We start from the raw sequence: 21,323 nt of genomic DNA, 5'->3' as shown, positions 1-21,323 counted from the left end.
AAATTTGTGCAAATTCGTGTAATTTGTGTTGAGACAGTAGGCTACAATTAACCTCCTTATTTAGAGGATTATTTTACTAATTTTTTGAAATTGAATTTCAGCTTGTTCAATAAACCGTCTTCTATAATGTCGACCCCAATTCCAAAATTACTGTCGGCGACCTCGTTATGGGCTTCCCTGAAATCTTCAAAATCCTCTTCAGGAATTTCTAAGTTAATCAGCGGTTTATAGTCGATGTAAATAGTTCCTCCGTTTTTGTTGATCTTTTTACGGCTCACATAATCAAAGTAAGCATTGTTGATTGTACTTTCCTGTATCGTAAACTTCTCGCTAACATCAATTTTTTGATCCGTTACAAGAGTGATTTCATATCGCTCATTGTCAAAATTGTGCCAGAAAGAGATGTCTTTATGCATAAAATCTCTTGCTCTGTTTTTCACAATATTGGAGTCAAAATACATCAGGAAACGATTGTTTTTCCCGTCTGAGAAATAAGGGTTTTCAATAGTGGTCTGATATTCAATTTTAAACTCATTCAGTTTTTTATCATCACTGACAATTTCGATTGCGGCATCTTTAAAAATCTTTCGAAGATCAGTTCCGTTTCTGTCATTCGTATAATTTAAGGTATAAAAAAAGAAATTGTTCCAGCTGTCAATAATCTCTCTTTTGTTGGTGTTTTTGAAATACCTTCGCATGCTGTTGGCGCGATTTCCTTTGTATACGGTCGTTAGTTTCAGTTTACCAACATTGTTCTCCGCAACAAGTTCTGATTTTTCATCAAGCGCATAATAAGGGAAACGATGAGGAGGTTTATGTTGTAATTCCAAATTAGGCTTCACTTCCAGATAATGCAGGAAGAAAATAAAACCACGATTTTCAATCAGTCCAAATTCATCACGCAATGTGGCATCAACAAAGTAGCTTTCACCCTTGTAATTGATCTTTACAATTACGTGATTAAAAGTCAGTAACGACGGTAAGTAATGCTTGATATAAAAATCAGTACCGAAATTGACCAGAATAATCGAAGAATCAATACCAATATAATCTAAAATAACTTTTAGTAATACTGATTTAGCCTTGCAGTCGCCCTGTTTATTAGTAAACGTTACAGCAGGCTCCTGCGGCTTGTGGCCATTCATTTCATCGGCATTGTAAATATAATTGATATGGTTTTGAACATATTCTATCGCAAATTGCAATTGATCGTCTTTAGAACCTATTTTATCCAGTTTTTCAACCAGTTCCGGAGCAAATTCTGCCAAAGAAGATTTTTCGAAAATAGTCTCATAAATAGGAGAGATGTAATTGGATAATTCTTTCCAATCGGCGGCCGTGGTAAAATCTATAAACGAAGAAACCTCACGGTTTGAATCTACAAAATTGATGTAATTCTCTTCTTCTCTTACATATTTTTCCCCCTTTTGCAAATAAGCTATTTGTGGTTCCAGCACATTTCCATCTTCATCTCTAAAGAACGATTTTTTGTAAGCAACTGCCTTTTCGCGATCGTTTATAAAAGTGAATTTGTACTTTCCGTACGCCCAGTAACTGTCAGGACCTACCCAGACATATCTGGCGAATTCTTTGCGTAGAAAATCACGCTCGGTAAAAATTTTAATTCTGGAATCTTCCATAATCAAAATATCATACAAACGAAGATCTTTTATCGTAATATTAATCTTTTTGTTACTGCTTAAAACACCACCACTGCTTTGATTTTCGCTGTCCAGTATTTTAACTTTAGTATCGGGAATTTTGTCTACTAAAACACCATCTCTTAAAACACTGATTCGGTGTATCACATAAGTTTCACTTTCTTCCAACACAACATCCACAGCAGAAGCTTTCTCCAAATTGGCAGGCTCATTTAAAGTATAGGCCACACAAGCATATTCGCTGCTTTCGTTATCATTGGTATAATAAATTTTATCTAAAAAATAACAGTAGTCACGTCCCTCGTCTGCTTGTTTTTGAGAGAATTCAGATTCTTTGATATAATCTATAAGCTGGTTGTCATTAAGGTCACTAGCCCACGGTTCAGGCTTTTGAATTTTGTAAATTTCTGACTGTATATCTTGTTCCATAATAAGGCTTTTAATTGAAGTAGGTAAAATCTTCGGTTTATAACAAAAATATGGCTTTTTGTCTATATCTAAAGGGACCGAATGTATTATTAGGATAAGTTCAGTTTTCTTACAATAAATAAATTTATTATTTGATTTTGCAGAAATTTCACCTTAAATAATTTAAAAAAGGTCTGAAAGAATTAAGGAAATTAGGAAAATGAATTCCAAAAATAATAAGAGAAATTAAGGTATAAAGCGCTCCGTTTTTGTTGCGAAGAATAAAATAAGGAAATTTTTGTATTGAACTTAAAGGGTCAAATAATTGAATGAAAATTATTTTAAAATAGTGTTGATAAAATCCATTACACCAATTCCTTTGTAAGAAGCATATAACGCCTTGTCATAAGCTTCGCTTTTTGCTTTTTTATTTTTGGATTCCGTTTCAACAATCATTTCGTTGAAGATTCTTTCCTGCTCTTCACTATATTTTAAAGAAGCTTCAAGAAGATAAGTCTTAGAAACAAACCCGAAAGAAGTCCAGATTTTATTTCTGATTTTTTTATTTATGTCTTTTAACGGATTGGTAATCATATCTCCGGCATTAAAATTCTACGTTCATGTTGGATTAAAAACTGTAAATAGTATGCTGATTTACAGTGTGTTTTTGTTTGAAAAATAACAAATCGTTTTTCGAATGTGTTATTATGACGCAATGTAATTATTTTTTTAATTCGATTTTCATTTTAAGTAAAAATTGTGATAGTTGTACCGGGAGTTTTTTAGAAGAATTCTTATAAAACAGAAGCTCATTTTTTGCAAAAATGTTTCTGATTTATAAAAATGCATTAAATTGCAGGTATATTAAAGGACAGCATGCTGATTTAAGAAACGTTAAATGCCAAAAAAGATAATAGAAAATAGCGAAAATTACCAGCCCGGACTTTCAATTGACTGTGTCATTTTTGGATTTCATGACAATCAGCTAAAAGTTTTACTCATTAAAACTCCATTTGATGAAAAATGGTCCTTGCCCGGAGGATTTATACCCATTGAGGAAGATATTGACACCGCAGCCGTGACCGTTTTAAAGGAGCGTACCGGCATGCAGGGTATTTTTTTAAGACAGTTTGCGACTTTTGGCCGCGTCAAACGAAACGATCTGCATTTTGGGAATGCTGTACTGGATCACTATAATATTTCCAAAGAAGACGGAAAATGGCTTACTCAGCGTTTTATAACCATTGGATATTATGCCTTAATTGATTTTTTAAAAGCAGTTCCGCAAAAAGAAAACAGTCAGGAAATTATAGAATGGATCGATCACAAAGAAGTTCCTGAACTTATTCTGGATCATAGAGAAATTCTGGATAAAGCCCTGAATACTCTTAGGATCGAGTTGAATTTAATGCCGGTGGGGTATAATTTGTTACCCGAAAAATTTACAATTCCCCAGCTGCAAAAGCTGTATGAAACGATTTTAGATCGAAAATTAGACAGACGAAACTTTCTGCGTAAAATCACCAATATCGGAATTCTGAATAAACTGGACGAAAAGAAAAGCAATGTGGCTCACAAAGCCCCAAACCTATATACTTTTGATACAGACAAATACAAAGAGGTCCTTAAAAACGGACTGAATCAGGGATGGTGAAAAACAGGTTTTAAGCAGTGAGATCTTAAAAGACGAGTTAAATATGATTGCAATAGAAACATTTAGAAGCCTTGCGTTGTCATTTCCGGACGCCACAGAAGAACCTCATTTTGAGAAGACCTCTTTTCGCATCAACAAAAAAATATTCGCCACTTTTGATGAAAAGAACAATACAGCCGTTTTAAAATTGAACGAAATCGATCAGTCCGTTTTTTGCGCTTCAAGTGAATTGATTTTTTATCCGGTTCCCAATAAGTGGGGCAAACAAGGCTGGACGGTTGTAGAGCTTTCAAAAGTAAGACCGGAAATGTTTGAAGACGCTTTGATTCTTTCTTATCAAAATGTAGCTTTTAAAAAAAAGTGAAAAGTGAGAATGTACTGTTAAGTTACAATAGTTCTGAACGTCAGATTTACTCTTGGTTTTGAAGTCGTTTTTGTGGGAGGTAAACGATGCAACCAATTCGTTTGGGTAGCATCTTTCATAACCAGTAAACTTCCGTGTTCTAAAATTAAAGAAACAGTTTCTTTGGTTTCCTTGTGTTTGAAGGCAAATTTTCGTTCAGCGCCAAAGCTAACGGAGGCAATGGCACCGTTCTTTTTTAAATCTTTTTCACCATCACTGTGCCAGGCCATTCCTTCCTCACCGGAATGATATAAATTGAGCAAACAGGAATTAAATGTCTCTCCCGTTTTTTCTTCCATCACCGCTTTTAGTACTAGTAATTCCGGAGTCCACGCAAGCGCTTTTTTGGTTGTATTGGAATACGTATATTCAAAACCTGAATCACCATACCAGGCCACTTTCCGTTTGGTTAAAATCAATTTACCAAAGATAACAGCTTCATCATTTTTCCATTCAATGGTATTTAAAAGGACCTCCAAATAATGATTGGAGTCCTCTCTGGAAAACAACTTTCCGTAATAATTAACCGTTCCGTCTTTAGGAAGCAGATTCGTTGTTTCGTCTGTATGCGGATTAAATAAGTCCATTTTTCCAGTTTTGATATTCAGTTTTCATACAATGTCCACAAGGCCGAAAATTGTTTTCTTTGGCTTCGTCCTCGGTTGAAAAGAAAATACGATTCTCTCTTTTCATTCTTTTCCCCGAAGAACATTTGAGCGTTCCGTAGATTTTTAGTTTTTGGTTGCCACCAAAGCAAATTTCGCCTTTTTTAATTTTATTTCGAAGATCAGAATCTGAAATTTTGTTATGTTTAAGCATATTGTTTTGTGTTTTGTTTTTTAGCCACGAATTCACGAATTATTCTTTTACATGCTTTATCGGATATTATTCGAATGAATTTGAATAAATAAACGGACAGATTTAAAAAACATAATTTGTGAATTACTTCGTCCGTTCGCTATCGCTCGGGTCGTGGCAGAAAAAAATACTCACGATAGGGCATCATGAAAAATAATTCCCAATGTATGTCGCTCACCAGAATGAATCTCGCTGACACCATGCTTCATATTAACCCGATAATATCCTTTTGTACCTTTTATAGGTCTGAAATTGGTGGTAAAAACTAAAACGTCTCCTTTTTTAGGTTTCAGTACAATAGCTTTGGATTGCGCCCGAGGTATTTGCTGTGTCAGTACAAATTCTCCGCCTGTAAAATCTTCATCGGGTTCGTTCAGGAAAAGAACAATCTGAATTGGAAAATAAACATCTCCGTACAAATCCTGATGCAGTGTATTGAAACCGCTTTTACCATATTTTAAGATTAAAACAGTTGCCTTTAATTGATGATTGGCATGGCATTGTTCCAGTAATTCCTGATGCGTATCCGGAAAAACGGTCTGAATATGAAGTGCTTTCATCCAGGCGTTTGCGATAGGAGCGAGTTTAGGGTAAATAGAAGTACGAAGGTTCTGAATCAGATCGGGTAAGGGATAAGTGAAGTATTTGTACTCTCCTAAACCAAAACGATAGCGCTCCATGACGACCGTTTTTCGATATAATTCAGACTTTGAATAATCGGCTTTTAGAGCTTCACATTGTTCGTTATCTAACAGATTTGGAATAATGGCGAATCCGTTTTCGTGCATAGATTCGGTGATGCTGTCCCAATGAAGGGAAGCAATTTTTGTGGATATGTTTTGCATAATGATTTTAAGTTGAGGTTTTTTTGCTGCGGCCCGAGCGATAGCGAACGGACGAAGTGATTCCCGATTGTAGCAATTTTGCCGACAAAGATTTTAAAAAAAAATCGTGAATTTGTGGCAGAAAATTATGGATTTATCTGTGCGCCTTCCCATCCAATAATGGCCGTTTTACGGGTGTTTCCCCACATATATCCACCAAAGGTTCCGGTGGATTGAATCACGCGATGGCAGGGAATTAAAAAAGCGACTGGGTTACTTCCGATAGCGGTACCAACGGCACGGGAAGCATTGGGCTTCTCAATTTGCTGCGCGATTGAACCATAAGTAGAAAGCTGTCCCAATGGGATTTTTAAAAGAGTTTCCCAAACTTTCAATTGAAAATTAGTGCCTTTTAAGTGCAGTTTAATTTCGGATAATTTGCTCCAGTCATTTTGAAAAATAAACAGTGCATTTTGTTGTATCAGATCCAGCTTTCTGGAGAATGTGGCGTTGGGGAATTTATGTTTTAAATTCTCAAAACCCATTCCTTCATTTTCGGCAAAAGCCATAAAACAAACTCCTTTAAGTGTTGAAGCCACAATGATATTTCCAAATGGACTTTCGGCAAAACTGAAGTTAATTTCTAAGTTCTTTCCCCCATTTTTATATTCGGCTGGTGTCATACCTTCGATGTTTACAAACAAGTCATGCAAACGGCTGGTTCCCGAAAGACCGGTGTCAAATGCAGCATCAAATAAAGTAGCCTGATGGTCATCCTGAAGGATCTTCTTGGCATGTTCAACACTTATGTATTGCAAAAACTTCTTCGGACTTGTGCCTGCCCATTCAGTAAACAAACGTTGAAAGTGAAAAGGACTTAAATGCACTTTTTCGGCAACTTCATCAAGATTAGGCTGCGCTTTAAAATTGGCTTTGATATAATCAATCGCTTCAGCAATTCGATTATAATTAATGTTTTCCTGTGTGTTCATTTTCGTTTCATTTTATAAGGCAAATATCGACACGTTTTTGCGGGTATAAAATCCGAAACTTGCGGAAGTAACTTTTTGTTGATTTTGTTTCAAGTTTCAAGTTCTGCTCAAACCTGAAACCTGAAACTTGAAACTTGAAACCAATTATTTAATTTCTTTCTCCATTTTGTAATTAATCAGCTCAACACCGGATCGAATGTTTACCTGCTCGACTTTTACAACAAAACCGTTTTTTTCAAAAAAAGGTCTGGCCGTAATACTAATGTCGGAGGTAATGGTTTCTGGATGTTGCTTTTGGGCTTCAAGTAGCAATTCATTTAAAAGCTTATGGGCAATTCCCTGTTTTTGATAGTCTTTGTGGATATAAAAGAAATCAATATAATTGCCGTTCTTCAAAGTGCCAAAACCAACTATTTTAGTTTCAATGATGGCCAGCAAAACAAATTGTGTTTGAATAACGTCTAACCAACGCTCGGTATTTTGCACACCCGAAATCCATACTTCAATTTGCTTTGGATCGTAATCGTTTTTACAGACCGATTGTATAGTTTCGGTGTACAATTGCTGCATTTCCGCTAAGTCTGAAATTGTTGCTTTTCTGAAATTCATTAAATTTTTGATTTATAGTGTAAGGAGTGTTTTTATAATGTCATTTGATAATATCAATGATTGATTTAAAATACCTTAATGCGCTGTAGTTTTAGAAAAAACATTAATGACAATAACACCTGCCATAATCAATGTTAATCCAATTATCGCGGGTAAATCGGGGATTTGTTTGAAAAAAACAGCGCCGATAATGGTGATCAGTACAATCCCAACTCCCGACCAGATGGCATAAGCAATTCCGACCGGAATGGTTCTGATGGCAAAACTTAAAAAATAGAAAGCGGCAAAATACCCCAAAATGGTAATAATACTTGGGATTAGTCGGGTAAATTCTTCAGACTTTTTTAGGGCCGAAGTAGCAATGATTTCAAAGATTATAGCAATGCCTAAAAAGAAAAAGTTTTTCATATCACGTTTTTTACAAAGATAGCTTTATTAAAAGAAGAACTTTATTTGAGATCGTCTTTTGCGACGGAAACACTTATGAGCTTGTAACCTTTTTCGGTTCGAAGAAATTCAAAATGATCCTGTTTGAAATCGGCTTTGTTTTTTGAATTAATAACTATGTTTTTAACAGGATACATCCATTCTTTAGCTTCGTTGCAATTGTTGAAGTAAGTCGTGTATTCATCCGTTTCAAAAATAAAAGGATTCAACCCATCAGACGAAACGAAATAATCTGTTCCGGAAGCCTTAAGCTGTTGCAGTTTTGATTTTAAAAGGGCATAATTATCTTCAATAAATTTCGTCTTTGATTCGCTTTTCCATCCAATTGGTTCTTTCCAATAAGTGATTTTGTCAAAGGAGATCTTCATTAAATTTTCTTTGGATAAATCAGAAAGCAAATTGTTTTTTAACCACCACTTAAACTCCTTATCGTAATTAATAAAAGAATAATACTCACCGTCAACGCCGGCAAAATTCTCTCTTGATTCTTCTTTATTAGGGGCTTTTGATTTTTGTAAAGAATAAAAGTTAAGATCAGTACTGTTTTTGAAATCCTCAATTAAGACTTTGTTGTTAAGGTCTATAAGATGTCTTTTTCCACCCGTCCAGAAAAAATGTTCACCGTCTTGTTTTTTTAGGGCACCTTTTAAGGCCACAATCATTCCGTTTTGAACTTTTGATAAAACACTATAATCGGCAGGGATTGCAATTTTGCCTTCACTATTAAACATTCCGGTTTTGTCTGTTTTTCGGTCTGTAAATCTAATGTAATCTTCATTTTCGCAATCCGGGCCATTGTCAAAAATGTATAAACTATCACGTCCCACTATTTTACCGGATTTAGTTAAATAGTAGCTTTTCCAGCCGTCATTTATCTCTTCTGTTACAGCAATGATTTTATCGAATTTACGGGCAGTAGTGAACCCCATAAACTTTGGCGTTATTTTGATAGTTCCGTTTGCGTCTTTAAATCCAATATGTGTGGTGTCTTTATCCCAAAATGAAATCCAGATATCTTTGTTTTGTGCGAGTATAACACAATTAGTAAAGAAGTACAGGCAAAAAACTAGAAATCGTTTCATAAAGACAAATTTCCAGTAAAGATAAGAATAACATTTTCTAAAAATAGACCTTGGACATTTGGGAGGAAAAGCAGTACTTTTCGAGAAAAAATAGATGAATAGAATTGTTTTGATTTTGATGAGCTTAAGTCTTTCAGTGTTTTCTCAGAAAAAGCAACCAAGTAAAGAGGAGAAAGACATGATTTATGAAATGACTTATAACATAAATAAAGAAATTTTTAAGACTCCTAATTTTCCGTTTAAAAAAGTAAATAGAAAAATGGATGAAATTCAGAAGAAAGCAATTCAATCTCTTGAGGTGATAAATTCTTCTATAGATACAATTATTTCACGAGGAGTGTTGAAATTGGAGAAATCTACTTATGGATATGACCTCTTGTTTAATTCCCGTTTTCCTTCTTATTTTAAAGAAAATGATGAAACTACTATTGTAGATTTTCACCCCGTAACCAGTAAGCTGTTTAATTCGAAAAAAGAGTTGATTGAAATTCAGCATGTCGGTGGGACTTCTTTTGGAATAGAGTTTTTGTACAAATACAAGAACGGAAAAGAGGTTAATTTGAATTTTACTACGTTGCGGAAGCAGGATCAGATCAACAATGCCATAAATTTTAAAAACAACAACGAACTTGATGAAATTAAAGGAAGTGTGGTTTACAATATTAAATTCATTACAGATTATTCTCAGGTAAAGCTTTCTCAAAAGGACATAGGAAGTACGTTTAAGCTGAATAATAACGAATACAAGTTAGTAGATGTCATAAACAATGTGATTTTGATAGAGGCAGTTGATCAGAATAGTGATCGGGAAAACAAGATAGGCTTGGTGAATTACGATGAGTTGGGCAATGTATTGGTTACATACAGTGACAAGGAAATGGCAGAACTAAAGAAGAAAAATAAAAAAATCAATGATGAAAGGGCTGGTCTTAGTGATATAAGAGGTAATATAAGTAAACATGTTTTTGAGACTTTTAAAGCCAACCCTACGATGAGTTTTGAAGAATTTAAAAAAACATTTATTATTGATGAGGTGATAAATGAAAAAAGGAAGTACATCTTTATTCAGACTATTGCGCCAATTAAAAATGATTTCGTTCTTTATGAGCCTGTTTATGGTATAGACAGGTCTTTTGAGATGATTCCCAATCTGAAAGAGCCTGAGCCTAAAAAAATGAGGACAGAAGATTACAATGCTCCACAATTATCTGCAGATTGGAATGAGAAACTATTCGGAAACATTAAAGAATACACCGAGAACGTTTACTATGCAACAAAAAAGAACGGCAAGTATGTAAAAGGTAAAATGCAAAATTATACCACCTATAAAAAGAATGCTAATGGGGAGTTTGTTGAGGATAAAATATTTCCTAAAAAGTCTGATTATCCGGAGAACAAATATAATAGCTTAAAGCAAAAGATAGAATCAATAGGTTATGATGATGACGAAAAGATTACCGGAAGAACAATTTACAGTTACGGGCCAGAAAAAAAAATAGTAGAAGAGAAAAGTTATTTTTCGGATAATGATACTTTAAGAAGTTTGGTGAAATATAAATACGATAAAAATCAAGTTATAAAAACAAGCTTTTCTTATGATTATCAAGATGGAGAAACCAAAGTTACGGAGTCTGAGGATGTATTAGTGTACGATGAAAGAGGGAATCTTATAGAAGAACATTCGAAGAATAATAAAGAGGATTCGGGGTATCTGGATGAAATGGTAATTTATAGAAAATACAACTCCGATAATAGAAGAATTGAAGAATCAAGTTCAGATTCCTTTTTAGGAGATGGAAAAATTAAGTTGGATACAAAATTAGAGTATCTTAAAATCGATAATCAAAAAAACTGGACCGAAATGTTTTTTGAGGGTGGGCTGGGTTCAGAAAAGCCGGAAGCCAATTTTGTTGAGCGAATTTTTGTCTATGAATAAGAAGTAGTATTAAAAATAAAATCCGGCAAGTTTTTAAAAACCTGTCGGGTTTGAAAGATATTTTTTAATTTTTTCTACGGATTAAGTGATAATCCGACACTGAAAAACAATCGGACTTTGTCGATATTATTGATCCATGAAGTGTCAAAGTGAATTGGGCCTAAAATAGACTGATAGGAAATAGCAGCTCCTCCGGATAGTACAAGGCTGGTTTCGAAATTATGATCCCAATTTCCTTTTGGTTTAAAGGCGTGGTCGATGAAATCGCCAAAACTGTCAAAACCTACAGAGGCAATATTAACATGAGGGGTCAGATAGATTTTTCCGGTAATGTTTATTTGCGAGGCGAGTTTAAGCCCCATATATTGTGTAACATTGAGTTCGTCTTCATGCAAACCCGGGAATGAAAAGCGATTACTGCCGGAACTTGGGATAATACCACCAAGAAAATATCTTGTTGCATAACCAAAATCAAAAAACGAAATTTGATTGTTTTTGAGCTGATCTTGAAAAATAAAACAAGCATCAAATCCTACGATTCCTGTGATTTTCTTTTTTAAGGGCAACCTCTTTTCAAAGCTTAAACCAAATTTCGTATAATTATTTGTTGAGCCGGAAAGACGCAGGACATCTGGGGCGGAAATGGAGGCGTTGACATTGCTAAGGAGTGATCGCGTTATATTTGATTTTATAATGGTTCCGTTTGTAGCAAAGAAAACTTTATCCATATCATTATAAGAATAATGCATATTGAATTCGATATTATTAGAGCTGTAGTTGTTTAGTGAAACTGCGTTCGGATTGTATTCCCGGTCATATTTTGGTTTGAAGTAGGTGTAGTGATAGTTTAAACCAAAACCAAAATAGCTTTTCAGCGAATTTAAATTTCTGTTTACCTCATTGTTGAATTCAAATGTATTATAAAGGATGTTATCTGAGGCTTTGCCATTAAGGTAAATTTCCTGTTTTAAGAAAGCTCCGTAAAGTTCCGTACCCCACCACCATTCTCTGCGTCCTCCAAAATTTTTCTGAAAATTGATTCTGCCTTTTGGTTGTTCTGCTATATCGGCAGTAACCAAAAGACGGGAAGCATCGGCAAGGACGTTTCTGGCGGTGTAGTTAAAAATAACGCCAACACCTCTGTAAGTATCATAGTGTACAGAGGTATTTAGCTGGTTTTTAGCACGCTCAGATCCAAATAATGTAAGTCCGGGTTTATCGCCATCTTTGATGAAATAGCTATATCCAATTTCATCAAAAAGATTGGTGCCCATAGCTCTGTTGATACCTGAAATTAAATCTTTGGAGGTATATTTTACATGGGGTTTAAGATTTGCTCTTCCCACTACCAGAGGGAGATTTTCAGGACTTATTTTCTTGTAAATTATGGTGTCAAGAACAAATTCTTTGGGCATATAGGGCAATTTGTGCGTTCGTTGCGTAAATCCCTTTAACTTTTCCGATAAAGCAATTAAAGCCGGAAGATTTTTATTTGCCGCTATTTTACCGTCTTTGTAGATTTCGTTACTAGCTGCAAAGTCAGCTGTCGAGAAACGCAGGTTGGGCATGTGATCGACTAATATGGTACACAGATCACGGTTTGCCGGGTTTTTAACATTACTCGGAAACATACTCGTCTGCATTAATATCATCATAATATTGTTCAGTTTCCCCATTGGCTGCATTCCTCCACCTACATCACTGCCAATAATAATATCGGCACCCATTTTTTTGGCCACATCAGTTGGAAAATTATTTAATACTCCTCCGTCTACTAACATGGTTTTTTCGTAAGGCACTGGTTTGAAAATAGCAGGCAAAGACATGCTGGCTCGCATGGCGTAAGCTAAACTGCCTTTGCTTAAAATAACTTCTTTGCCTTCAACTAAGTCAGTAGCCATAGCTCTAAAAGGTATCGGCAGGCTATCAAAATCTTTAACATTATATACAGGAAAAGTCAACTCAGAAAGGGATTCTCTCAGGTTTTGATCATTTAAAAGTGAACCAACGCTATTGAGTTTTCCATCTTTAATTCCTATTCCGACCAAGTATCTTTGGAATTCTCTTTTTTCTTCGGCACTTACCGATCGTAATGACTGACCTCCGCCAAGGAGTTTATCCCAATAAATATTCTTAGTGATTTTTTCGATACTATCTCCGGAATATCCCATGGCATATAAACCGCCAATGATACTTCCCATGCTATTTCCAACAATAAGATCAGGCACAATGTGTAGGGAGTCCAGTTTTTGCAAAAGCGGAATATGTGCAATTCCCTTTGCTCCGCCACCACTTAATACTAAAACGACTTTAGGTTTCTTTTCCTGAGAAAATAGTATGTTAGGAAGACATAATAAAAACAAGAATACCAATAAACAAGATTTTTTTTTCAAGAGCAAGGCGTTTATGTAGTTGAGAAGTAGTGACTTAATTGAATTCTATTTGAATTCTTAAAATTAAAAAGTTATTCTGAAAAAAGCTTTTTTTTGATGGAAAACTTTTTCTTTTTAGAAATAGACCTACGATTTATTTCTGAAAAGCCATTAAAAACAAAATCCGACAGGTTTTTAAAAACCTGTCGGATTTGAAAGATATAATTGAAGGAATCTAAAATCAGAAATCTTCAATCTAAAATTTTTTAGTATCTGTAGTATTCTGGTTTGAATGGACCTTGAACTTCAACACCAATGTAAGCAGCTTGGTCTTCGCGAAGGACTTCCAATTCAACTCCTAATTTAGCTAAGTGTAGGGCCGCAACTTTTTCATCTAAATGTTTTGGTAACATATAAACGTCATTGTTGTAAGCAGCACTGTTGTTCCATAATTCGATTTGAGCCAAAGTCTGGTTGGTGAATGAGTTACTCATTACAAAACTTGGGTGACCTGTAGCACAACCTAGGTTTACTAAACGACCTTCAGCCAAAATGATGATGTCTTTTCCGGCGATAGTATATTTGTCAACTTGTGGTTTGATTTCGATTTTAGAAGCACCGTGGTTTTTGTTCAACCAAGCCATATCGATTTCGTTATCGAAGTGTCCAATGTTACAAACAACAGTTTTATCTTTCATTTGCTCGAAGTGCTCTCCAAGAACGATATCTTTATTTCCTGTAGTAGTAATGATGATATCAGCATTAGCAATTACAGTGTTTAATTTTTTAACTTCATAACCGTCCATTGCAGCTTGTAAAGCACAAATTGGATCAATTTCAGTAACAGTTACAATAGATCCTGCACCTCTGAAAGAAGCAGCAGTTCCTTTTCCAACATCACCATATCCACAAACTACAACTCTTTTTCCAGCCAACATTAAGTCAGTTGCACGACGAACAGCATCCACTGCAGATTCTTTACAACCGTATTTATTGTCAAATTTAGATTTAGTAACAGAGTCGTTAATGTTAATTGCAGGCATTGGTAAAGTTCCGGCTTTTACTCTTTCGTAAAGTCTGTGAACACCAGTAGTAGTTTCTTCAGATAAACCTTTAATTCCAGGAACCAATTCAGGGAAACGGTCAATAACCATGTTTGTTAAATCTCCACCATCATCAAGGATCATGTTCAATGGTTTTCTGTCTTCACCAAAGAATAAAGTTTGCTCAATACACCAGTCAAATGATTGCTCATCAAGACCTTTCCAGGCATAAACCTGAATTCCTGCAGCAGCAATAGCAGCGGCAGCCTGATCCTGAGTGGAGAAAATGTTACAAGAAGACCAGGTAACTTCAGCACCAAGAGCAATTAAAGTTTCGATCAAAACAGCAGTTTGAATCGTCATGTGCAAACATCCAGCAATACGAGCACCTTTTAAAGGTTGTTCGTCTTTATATTCAGCACGAAGTGCCATTAAACCTGGCATTTCAGCTTCAGCCAATTCAATTTCTTTTCTTCCCCAAGCCGCTAGAGAGATGTCTTTTACTTTGAAAGCCACAAAAGGCGTAATTGTAGTACTCATTTATAGTATATTTGTAATTGTAAAATTTTTGCAAATTTACGGAATAGGTTTTTAATTTAGACTACTTTCTGTCAGAATTGTGAAATGTTTAATTTCTTAATCTTTAGAATATTAGTTGATTACTATCGCTGTTATATGGAGCGTAGTTGAAATAAGAAGCTAATCCTGCTGTCCACTATATCTTTTGCAGCGAACCCCGCTGCAAAAGGATGCCGTTCCCATCAGGGCTAAAAGACGAGACGTTAAAATAAGAAATTTCGTTTTCAAATCAGGAAAACAACTCATAGCTAACAACTCATAACTCATAATTAAAAAAGAATGCCTTTATTTGAAACCATACAATTCAACGAAACGACTAAAATTTTAGTTTGGCACATAACAGAATCATTTGAGGAGTTAGTGAGCAATGTAGTTTTAAAAGAGAAAACACAGTTGAGGCTGAACGGGATGAAATCTGTAATGCATCAACGCGCCTTTTTGAGCGTTCGTATGCTGATCCAGGAAATGGGTTTTACAGATCAGGACTTGCACTACGACGAATTTGGGAAGCCCTATTTCAACTGCGAAAATCATATCTCCATCACACATTCACATGATTTTGCAGCGATTATAATTAGTGATAAAACAGTAGGAATCGACATGGAGCTGCAACGCGACAAAATCCTTCGAATAGCAGACAAATTTGTAGAGACCGAAAACAGTTATTTAAACACTCAAAATACTCCCGATTACATCAGGGAACTGACAGTGATTTGGGGAGCCAAAGAAGCTATTTTTAAAATCAGAAACGAAAAAGGAATCAGTTTTAAAGATCATATTAGTGTAGATGCATTTTCGTTAGATAAAAATCAAACCGAAGCCAGTCTTCATTTTAATGATCTCGCAGTAGATTTTGACGTGTACTATAAAGAAATTAAATCGAATACTTCAGGGCAGAACTTTACTCTGGTTTATGCTTTTGATAAATAAAGTTTAAATAAAATTCCAATAAAGAAATTCCAAGGTTTAATTTTGTCATTTCGCTCGAGTCTCGTAATCACAAAAAAATCAATTTATTCAGCACTAGGTTCTGCTGTTTTCTTTCGATTTTCAAACATACTCAGAAACAAAAAAGTTCCCATTTTACGGGCACGTCGTTTTAACGTTTCGGCATTTTCGCCTTCAAAATGTTCTTCTAAAGTCTGAAACCAATGATTCAGCCAGATTCCAAACTCATTAGAGGTGATTCTTCCTTCAAAATGCGAATCGACTTCATTGTGCACAGCAAGCGGATTACCATTATATTTTCTTACGGCAAATAAGTTAGTTTCCCAAAAATCGGTAAGCTTCTCTAAATGCGCATCCCAATCTTTAATCATAGAATTGAAATAAAAGCCGATTTCATTATCGGCTCTTATTTTAGCATAAAACTGATGGACTAAAAATTCGACATCTTCTCGATTCTCTATTTGTTTTTTCATAGAATAAAACTGTTTAACAGAATAAAAAATACACTTAAAAGGGCACTTGCAATAATAAGGTTAAAAACCGTTTTATGTTTCATTTGTGCCAATATAGAAGTATTTGCAAAAACACAAGCCAAAACAATAATGGCAAGTTGTATCATTTGTGGTATTGAGGTTCCGTTAGCCAGAACGTACATGGCCGCAGCACCACCTAAGCAGCTTTGACCAATTACTGCCATTGCAGCAGAACCCATATAGTTTTTATTGAAATTTTCGAATGTTGTTTGATATAGTGTCATGATATTGAGATTTTTATACTACAAAGGTACAGGCACTATAGGGTTGTATTTTATGATTTAAATCATATAAACTGAACTATTTTATCGGTATACTTTTCTGTTTATAATTTTTAAAACACCTTTTTTCTCCAGAGTTTTTATCGTTCTGATGACCGTTTCAACGCGTAAACCTGTTAGGTCTCCAATCTGTTGTCTTGTAAAATTGATGAGGTAGCCATTTATGTCTTTTTTAAAATTGAAATAGACAATTCCATGATCGATTAATTTTAAAATTCGATGCTCCGGCTCCTGAGTAGACATTTCTGCCGCCATAACCGATTTATAGTACAGTCGCTGCGCCAGATTTTCGATTATTTTAAGACTGATGTCCGGATTCTCCCCCAGCAGTTTCATGAAACTATTTCTGTCAAGAAGAAGAATTTCCGAATCTTCAACAGCAATGGCATTTGCCGGATATTTTTGATTTAAAAATAAAGGAGGTTCTCCAAAAGGCTGTTCCTTGTAAAAAATACCCTGAATAAATTCACGTCCGTCATCGTTATAATTACTCATTTTCACTTCTCCGGAAACAATCTGATAATAGTATGCTGGCAAATTGTTTTCTTTAAAAATGATTTCATTTTTAGCGAAAGACTTTCTCAAAGCACCATATTTCTCCAACAGATCAATTGCAATCATAATTTTGTTTAACTATAACACAAATATAATTCATTCAAAATAGTTCTTCTACATCAAAAAACTTTTACTTTTACGCCCACTATGAGACAAAAATTACTCAGTATACGGCAGGAAATTTTAGAGGCTAAAAGTAATGGGCAAAAATTACTGGCCATATTATTAGATCCGGATAAAATTGTTTGGGAAAATTTAGATCATTTATTGCTTAAAATAAATCAATCTCCCGCCACACATATTTTTGTAGGAGGAAGTATTGTGCAGGCAACAATTTTAGAAGATTTAATATCAAAATTAAAACAAGAAACCAATTTACCCGTTGTTATATTTCCGGGTGATCCTTCGCAGATTTCACCTCAGGCAGACGCGATTTTGTTCTTATCTTTATTATCAGGCCGAAATCCCGATTATTTAATAGAGTATCAGGTTCAGGCAGCTCCAATTTTAAAAAAGACAAATTTGGAAGTTATTTCGACAGGTTATATTCTGATTGAAAGCGGCAATGAAACTGCCGTAGCCCGTGTAAGTAAAACAAAACCAATGGAAAGGGATAACTTTGATCTGGTGCTGGCAACAGCGCAGGCAGGAGAAATGTTAGGGAACCAATTGATTTATCTGGAGGCGGGAAGCGGTGCAAAAAAAACAGTTCCGTTAGAGATGATACAGCTAATTGCTCAAAATGTTGAGATTCCTATAATTGTTGGTGGAGGAATTGTAGATTTGCATGGAATTCAAAAGGCTTATAATGCCGGTGCTGATTTAGTAGTTATCGGAACTGCTTTTGAAAACGACAGCCATTTTTTTGAATCATAAATAAAAATCCAACCCAAACAAACCTGCTCAATTATGATTGATTTTTTTCTGGACAGTTATAAAAATACTCCGTTATGGCATATTGCCCTGGAGTTTTTAGTTTTTATCTGTGGGATTTTGAGTGTGTGGTTTGCAAAAAAAGAAAATATCTGGGTGTATCCAACCGGTTTGATTGCCACCGTTATTTCGGTTTATCTGTTATATGTCGCGGGTTATATCGGAGATATGATCATCAATGGATATTTTTCGATTATGAGTATATATGGATGGTATGTATGGGCCAAAGGAGGAACGGTTGAAGACAATTTGCCTATAACACGAACAAATGCCAATGAAAAAATAATTGGAATAGTATTGTTTTTTATAACTGTTTTTGTAGTTTTCGGCATCTATAAATACTTTGATTACGAAATTAGAAACGACAATTATGTCGATATGATTTCATCTGGAATATTTTTTGCAGGAATGTGGTACATGGCGAAGAAAAAGATCGAGAACTGGACGCTTTGGATCATTGGTGATATTATTGTGGTGCCCCTTTACGCTTATCGTGGTTTAGGGATGTTGTCACTTCAGTATTTAATTTTTACAATTTTGGCTATTTCAGCTTATTTAGAATGGAGAAAAATCTTAGACAGCAAAAAACAGCTATCATAAAAATTGCTTTATTTGGTCCTGAAAGTACAGGAAAAACTACCTTGGCAAAACAACTTGCGGAATATTATGAAACCGAATGGGTTCCTGAGTTCGCACGCGATTATTTGCAGGAAAAATGGGAAGAAAACCAGCACATTTGTGTAGTCGGTGATATGATGCCTATTGCATACGGGCAAGTAGCTCTTGAAAATCAAAAGCTGGCTTTGTCCAGAAAGTATCTGTTTTGTGATACCAATTTAATGGTGACAAAGGTTTTTTCTGAAATGTATTATGGATTTTGTGACCCGCTTTTAAACGAAGCAGCATTAGAGCATGAATACGATTTATTTTTCCTGACTGATATTGATGTTCCCTGGGAAAAAGATGATATTAGAGATACTCCTAAAGGTCGTGAGACAGTATTTTCAGTTTTCAAACAGACTCTTATTGATACTAAAAAACCTTTTATTACTCTTTCCGGAGATAAAGAAAGTCGCTTGACTAAAGCGATAGCGATCATAGAGCAATTAGCTGTCGCAAAACAGCACGGTATTTCATCTGAAGATTTTGTTCAGATATACGAACATGGAATTTCTTTTGAAAAGATTTTACAGCAGCTGCAAATTTTTAAAAACGGAATAAGCAAGTCTAATTTGGTTAGTCCGGCTACAATTTCCAATGGTATATTAAGTTTATCAGAAGCAGAATTTGAAGAGAAAGCGGCCTTTTTTGATCTTCAAAAATCAGAAATCAAATTGAAAAAGTTTGTTCCGGCTTCGGGTGCAGCCAGCAGAATGTTTAAATTTTTAAGCGCTTTTCTGAACGATTTTGACATTCAGAAAGAAACTATCAACGCTTATATCAATCGTAAAAATGACAAAGAGCTATCTATTTTTATAGTGGCTATGGAGAAGTTTGCGTTTTTTAAAGCGGTTGATAAAAAGTTAAAAGAAATCTATCCGGATTTTGAAGCGCTTGACCGTGATCATAAAAATTATTATTTTATCAAAACATTGTTGTCTGTTGATCACTTTGATTTTGCAAATAAGCCAAAAGCAGTTTTACCTTTTCATCAATATAAAAGATATATTGCAAATCCAATTGAAGAACATTTAAACGAATGTGTTCACTATGCTTCTTCGAATCAGATTTCGAATTTGCATTTTACCGTTTCGGAAGCCCATCAAAGTTTGTTTGAGAATCAGATTAAGGTTCTTAAAGAAAAAATAGAGAAAGATTCAGGAGTTAAAATAGACATCTCTTATTCCTATCAAAATAAAAGTACCGATTCTATCTGTGTAGATGCTAAAAATAGCCCAATTCGGGATAAGAATAATAAATTAGTTTTTAGACCCGGAGGGCATGGTGCGCTAATTGAGAATTTAAATGAACTTGATGCGGATGTTATTTTTGTCAAAAACATTGATAATGTAATTCAAAATCATTTGGATCAGATTGCATTATATAAAAAAGCATTAGCAGGGACTTTAATTAAAATACAGCAAAAAGTTTTTGGTTATTTAAATGCAATTGAAAAAGGGGAGATACAAGAGAAAGATCTTGAAGAGATCGTTATCTTTTTATCAAAAAAACTTAATGTTGAATTGAATAGTGACTATAGTAAGTTTACTTTCGAAAATAAAATCAGTAAGATAAAAAGCTTATTAGACAGGCCAATTCGTGTTTGCGGAATGGTGAAAAATGAAGGAGAACCCGGAGGTGGTCCATTTTGGGTAATGAGCTCTAAAGGATCAGTTTCATTGCAGATTGTAGAGGCTTCGCAAATAGATCTTACAAATAAAAGACAACAGGAAATCCTGGCTTCGGCAACTCATTTTAATCCTGTTGATTTAGTTTGCGGAATCAAAAATTACAAAAATGAGAAGTTTGATTTATTGCAATTTGTAGATCAAAAGACTGGTTTTATTGTCGAAAAAAGTGTGGATGGCAAATTAGTAAAGAGTTACGAACTTCCGGGACTCTGGAACGGAGCAATGGCCAATTGGCTTACTATTTTTGTGGCAGTACCATTAATTACCTTTAATCCGGTGAAAACAGTAAACGATTTATTAAAAGCTGCACATCAGCCACAATAATGGATATCGAAAAAATCATATCAGAATTAAGTTTTAAAGCCGTACGAAGCAGTGGTGCGGGCGGACAAAATGTAAACAAAGTGTCATCAAAAGTGGTGTTGACTTTTGATTTGAATGTGTCTCAGGCACTTTCTGAAGAAGAAAAACTGCTTTTGCAAAAGAATATCGGAGCGCGTTTAACCACAGAAAATATCCTGATTTTAAATTGTGATGAAGACAGAAGTCAGCTTAAAAACAAAGATATTGTCATAAAACGATTCTTAGAAGTAATTAAAAAAGGATTGCATGTTCCTAAAGTTCGTAAAGCAACTAAGATTCCGAAATCGGTAATTAAAAAGCGTATCAAGGATAAAAAGAGCATTTCGGAAATAAAACAATCCAGAAAGAAACCTAATTTAGATTAAATACCAACTCTTTAAATTTCAAATTCCAATTATAGCGTTTAGATTTCCCTGTCAAAAATTGGAATTTGGAATTTGAAAATTGGATTTTTTAACATTACATTTGCATCGTCTCAAAGGGGTGCTCTA

General features: G+C 34.8%; 22 protein-coding genes. 8 read left to right on the top strand and 14 right to left on the bottom strand.

What is annotated here, in order from left to right; translation table 11 throughout:
- Positions 1 to 68: 68 nt before the first annotated feature.
- Both BHE19_RS02605 and BHE19_RS02600 read right to left on the bottom strand, forming a co-directional pair.
- Positions 69 to 2,090: a DUF3857 domain-containing protein gene (locus BHE19_RS02605; protein ID WP_070905825.1), complete on the bottom strand. Its 2,022-nt coding sequence runs from the start codon at positions 2,088 to 2,090 to the stop codon at positions 69 to 71.
- 315 nt (positions 2,091 to 2,405) lie between these two features.
- Complete coding sequence (locus BHE19_RS02600; protein WP_070905824.1) at positions 2,406 to 2,663, bottom strand: hypothetical protein; 258 nt, start codon at positions 2,661 to 2,663, stop codon at positions 2,406 to 2,408.
- A gap of 304 nt (positions 2,664 to 2,967) precedes the next feature.
- On the opposite strand from BHE19_RS02600, the gene BHE19_RS02595 reads away from it, so the two are divergent.
- Positions 2,968 to 3,723, top strand: a complete 756-nt coding sequence (locus BHE19_RS02595; RefSeq protein WP_017497991.1) for an NUDIX hydrolase — start codon at positions 2,968 to 2,970, stop codon at positions 3,721 to 3,723.
- Between the two features lie 43 nt (positions 3,724 to 3,766).
- Positions 3,767 to 4,087, top strand: coding sequence for an MmcQ/YjbR family DNA-binding protein (locus BHE19_RS02590; protein ID WP_017497990.1), 321 nt, complete (start codon positions 3,767 to 3,769; stop codon positions 4,085 to 4,087).
- A 17-nt stretch (positions 4,088 to 4,104) separates the two neighbouring features.
- Here the strand turns inward: BHE19_RS02590 and BHE19_RS02585 are convergent, their stop codons facing one another.
- The 7 genes from BHE19_RS02585 to BHE19_RS02555 all read right to left on the bottom strand — a co-directional run bounded on the left by BHE19_RS02585 (position 4,105) and on the right by BHE19_RS02555 (position 8,938).
- Positions 4,105 to 4,713, bottom strand: a complete 609-nt coding sequence (locus BHE19_RS02585; RefSeq protein WP_070905823.1) for an alpha-ketoglutarate-dependent dioxygenase AlkB family protein — start codon at positions 4,711 to 4,713, stop codon at positions 4,105 to 4,107.
- On the bottom strand, positions 4,700 to 4,945 hold the full coding sequence (locus BHE19_RS02580) for an Ada metal-binding domain-containing protein (RefSeq protein ID WP_070905822.1): 246 nt from the start codon (positions 4,943 to 4,945) through the stop codon (positions 4,700 to 4,702). Before BHE19_RS02580 ends, BHE19_RS02585 begins: the two co-directional genes overlap by 14 nt.
- 170 nt (positions 4,946 to 5,115) lie before the next feature.
- On the bottom strand, positions 5,116 to 5,829 hold the full coding sequence (locus BHE19_RS02575) for a 2OG-Fe(II) oxygenase (RefSeq protein ID WP_070905821.1): 714 nt from the start codon (positions 5,827 to 5,829) through the stop codon (positions 5,116 to 5,118).
- A 125-nt stretch (positions 5,830 to 5,954) separates the two neighbouring features.
- The gene (locus BHE19_RS02570; protein WP_070905820.1) at positions 5,955 to 6,800 is read right to left on the bottom strand and encodes a methylated-DNA--[protein]-cysteine S-methyltransferase; all 846 of its coding nucleotides are present in this window, start codon (positions 6,798 to 6,800) and stop codon (positions 5,955 to 5,957) included.
- Positions 6,801 to 6,944: 144 nt separating this feature from the next.
- On the bottom strand, positions 6,945 to 7,409 hold the full coding sequence (locus BHE19_RS02565; RefSeq protein ID WP_070905819.1) for a GNAT family N-acetyltransferase: 465 nt from the start codon (positions 7,407 to 7,409) through the stop codon (positions 6,945 to 6,947).
- Positions 7,410 to 7,484: 75 nt separating this feature from the next.
- Positions 7,485 to 7,817 (bottom strand): DMT family transporter, encoded by a 333-nt coding sequence (locus tag BHE19_RS02560; RefSeq protein WP_017497984.1) that lies wholly within the window; start codon positions 7,815 to 7,817, stop codon positions 7,485 to 7,487.
- Between the two features lie 41 nt (positions 7,818 to 7,858).
- Positions 7,859 to 8,938: a hypothetical protein gene (locus BHE19_RS02555; protein ID WP_070905818.1), complete on the bottom strand. Its 1,080-nt coding sequence runs from the start codon at positions 8,936 to 8,938 to the stop codon at positions 7,859 to 7,861.
- A gap of 94 nt (positions 8,939 to 9,032) precedes the next feature.
- Here BHE19_RS02555 and BHE19_RS02550 point away from each other — a divergent pair, with 94 nt between their 5' ends.
- On the top strand, positions 9,033 to 10,874 hold the full coding sequence (locus BHE19_RS02550; protein WP_070905817.1) for a hypothetical protein: 1,842 nt from the start codon (positions 9,033 to 9,035) through the stop codon (positions 10,872 to 10,874).
- Positions 10,875 to 10,948: 74 nt separating this feature from the next.
- Here BHE19_RS02550 and BHE19_RS02545 read toward each other — a convergent pair whose 3' ends face one another.
- Complete coding sequence (locus tag BHE19_RS02545) at positions 10,949 to 13,267, bottom strand: patatin-like phospholipase family protein (RefSeq protein ID WP_233431350.1); 2,319 nt, start codon at positions 13,265 to 13,267, stop codon at positions 10,949 to 10,951.
- A gap of 245 nt (positions 13,268 to 13,512) precedes the next feature.
- Entirely contained in the window at positions 13,513 to 14,829 is a 1,317-nt protein-coding gene (ahcY, locus tag BHE19_RS02540) for an adenosylhomocysteinase (protein ID WP_070905815.1), read from the bottom strand.
- A gap of 318 nt (positions 14,830 to 15,147) precedes the next feature.
- Between ahcY and BHE19_RS02535 the strand changes: the two genes are divergently transcribed.
- Positions 15,148 to 15,798 carry a 4'-phosphopantetheinyl transferase family protein gene (locus BHE19_RS02535; RefSeq protein ID WP_070905814.1) on the top strand — a complete coding sequence of 217 codons (651 nt, stop codon included), beginning with the start codon at positions 15,148 to 15,150 and terminating at the stop codon, positions 15,796 to 15,798.
- Between the two features lie 83 nt (positions 15,799 to 15,881).
- On the opposite strand, the gene BHE19_RS02530 is transcribed toward BHE19_RS02535, so the two are convergent.
- The 3 genes from BHE19_RS02530 to BHE19_RS02520 form a co-directional block, all read right to left on the bottom strand.
- Entirely contained in the window at positions 15,882 to 16,289 is a 408-nt protein-coding gene (locus BHE19_RS02530) for a group III truncated hemoglobin (protein WP_070905813.1), read from the bottom strand.
- Entirely contained in the window at positions 16,286 to 16,573 is a 288-nt protein-coding gene (locus BHE19_RS02525; RefSeq protein ID WP_017497977.1) for a hypothetical protein, read from the bottom strand. Before BHE19_RS02525 ends, BHE19_RS02530 begins: the two co-directional genes overlap by 4 nt.
- Before the next feature lie 81 nt (positions 16,574 to 16,654).
- On the bottom strand, positions 16,655 to 17,251 hold the full coding sequence (locus BHE19_RS02520) for a Crp/Fnr family transcriptional regulator (RefSeq protein WP_070905812.1): 597 nt from the start codon (positions 17,249 to 17,251) through the stop codon (positions 16,655 to 16,657).
- An 81-nt stretch (positions 17,252 to 17,332) separates the two neighbouring features.
- Here BHE19_RS02520 and BHE19_RS02515 point away from each other — a divergent pair, with 81 nt between their 5' ends.
- Genes BHE19_RS02515 through arfB form a run of 4 tightly spaced genes read left to right on the top strand, consistent with a single transcriptional unit; the run spans position 17,333 to position 21,197 of the window.
- Positions 17,333 to 18,061 carry a geranylgeranylglyceryl/heptaprenylglyceryl phosphate synthase gene (locus BHE19_RS02515; RefSeq protein ID WP_070905811.1) on the top strand — a complete coding sequence of 243 codons (729 nt, stop codon included), beginning with the start codon at positions 17,333 to 17,335 and terminating at the stop codon, positions 18,059 to 18,061.
- 33 nt (positions 18,062 to 18,094) lie between these two features.
- Positions 18,095 to 18,718, top strand: a complete 624-nt coding sequence (gene pnuC / locus BHE19_RS02510) for a nicotinamide riboside transporter PnuC (RefSeq protein ID WP_017497974.1) — start codon at positions 18,095 to 18,097, stop codon at positions 18,716 to 18,718.
- Positions 18,679 to 20,793, top strand: a complete 2,115-nt coding sequence (locus tag BHE19_RS02505; protein ID WP_070905810.1) for a DUF4301 family protein — start codon at positions 18,679 to 18,681, stop codon at positions 20,791 to 20,793. The genes pnuC and BHE19_RS02505 overlap by 40 nt, the downstream gene beginning before the upstream one ends.
- The gene (gene arfB / locus BHE19_RS02500) at positions 20,793 to 21,197 is read left to right on the top strand and encodes an alternative ribosome rescue aminoacyl-tRNA hydrolase ArfB (protein ID WP_070905809.1); all 405 of its coding nucleotides are present in this window, start codon (positions 20,793 to 20,795) and stop codon (positions 21,195 to 21,197) included. Before BHE19_RS02505 ends, arfB begins: the two co-directional genes overlap by 1 nt.
- The last annotated feature ends 126 nt before the right edge of the window (positions 21,198 to 21,323 follow it).

The sequence above is a fragment of the Flavobacterium tructae genome (assembly GCF_001853485.1).
Classification (GTDB): Bacteria; Bacteroidota; Bacteroidia; order Flavobacteriales; family Flavobacteriaceae; genus Flavobacterium; species Flavobacterium tructae.
The sequence above is the reverse complement of the archived record's forward strand: the minus strand, read 5'-3'. Positions and strand labels throughout refer to the sequence as shown.

Excerpts from the sequence above, each read along its gene's own strand:
- BHE19_RS02605 (WP_070905825.1), bottom strand. The coding sequence starts at position 2,090 with ATGGAACAAGATATACAGTCAGAAATTTACAAAATTCAAAAGCCTGAA.
- BHE19_RS02600 (WP_070905824.1), bottom strand. The coding sequence starts at position 2,663 with ATGATTACCAATCCGTTAAAAGACATAAATAAAAAAATCAGAAATAAA.
- BHE19_RS02595 (WP_017497991.1), top strand. The coding sequence starts at position 2,968 with ATGCCAAAAAAGATAATAGAAAATAGCGAAAATTACCAGCCCGGACTT.
- BHE19_RS02590 (WP_017497990.1), top strand. The coding sequence starts at position 3,767 with ATGATTGCAATAGAAACATTTAGAAGCCTTGCGTTGTCATTTCCGGAC.
- BHE19_RS02585 (WP_070905823.1), bottom strand. The coding sequence starts at position 4,713 with ATGGACTTATTTAATCCGCATACAGACGAAACAACGAATCTGCTTCCT.
- BHE19_RS02580 (WP_070905822.1), bottom strand. The coding sequence starts at position 4,945 with ATGCTTAAACATAACAAAATTTCAGATTCTGATCTTCGAAATAAAATT.
- BHE19_RS02575 (WP_070905821.1), bottom strand. The coding sequence starts at position 5,829 with ATGCAAAACATATCCACAAAAATTGCTTCCCTTCATTGGGACAGCATC.
- BHE19_RS02570 (WP_070905820.1), bottom strand. The coding sequence starts at position 6,800 with ATGAACACACAGGAAAACATTAATTATAATCGAATTGCTGAAGCGATT.
- BHE19_RS02565 (WP_070905819.1), bottom strand. The coding sequence starts at position 7,409 with ATGAATTTCAGAAAAGCAACAATTTCAGACTTAGCGGAAATGCAGCAA.
- BHE19_RS02560 (WP_017497984.1), bottom strand. The coding sequence starts at position 7,817 with ATGAAAAACTTTTTCTTTTTAGGCATTGCTATAATCTTTGAAATCATT.
- BHE19_RS02555 (WP_070905818.1), bottom strand. The coding sequence starts at position 8,938 with ATGAAACGATTTCTAGTTTTTTGCCTGTACTTCTTTACTAATTGTGTT.
- BHE19_RS02550 (WP_070905817.1), top strand. The coding sequence starts at position 9,033 with ATGAATAGAATTGTTTTGATTTTGATGAGCTTAAGTCTTTCAGTGTTT.
- ahcY (WP_070905815.1), bottom strand. The coding sequence starts at position 14,829 with ATGAGTACTACAATTACGCCTTTTGTGGCTTTCAAAGTAAAAGACATC.
- BHE19_RS02535 (WP_070905814.1), top strand. The coding sequence starts at position 15,148 with ATGCCTTTATTTGAAACCATACAATTCAACGAAACGACTAAAATTTTA.
- BHE19_RS02530 (WP_070905813.1), bottom strand. The coding sequence starts at position 16,289 with ATGAAAAAACAAATAGAGAATCGAGAAGATGTCGAATTTTTAGTCCAT.
- BHE19_RS02525 (WP_017497977.1), bottom strand. The coding sequence starts at position 16,573 with ATGACACTATATCAAACAACATTCGAAAATTTCAATAAAAACTATATG.
- BHE19_RS02520 (WP_070905812.1), bottom strand. The coding sequence starts at position 17,251 with ATGATTGCAATTGATCTGTTGGAGAAATATGGTGCTTTGAGAAAGTCT.
- BHE19_RS02515 (WP_070905811.1), top strand. The coding sequence starts at position 17,333 with ATGAGACAAAAATTACTCAGTATACGGCAGGAAATTTTAGAGGCTAAA.
- pnuC (WP_017497974.1), top strand. The coding sequence starts at position 18,095 with ATGATTGATTTTTTTCTGGACAGTTATAAAAATACTCCGTTATGGCAT.
- BHE19_RS02505 (WP_070905810.1), top strand. The coding sequence starts at position 18,679 with ATGGAGAAAAATCTTAGACAGCAAAAAACAGCTATCATAAAAATTGCT.
- arfB (WP_070905809.1), top strand. The coding sequence starts at position 20,793 with ATGGATATCGAAAAAATCATATCAGAATTAAGTTTTAAAGCCGTACGA.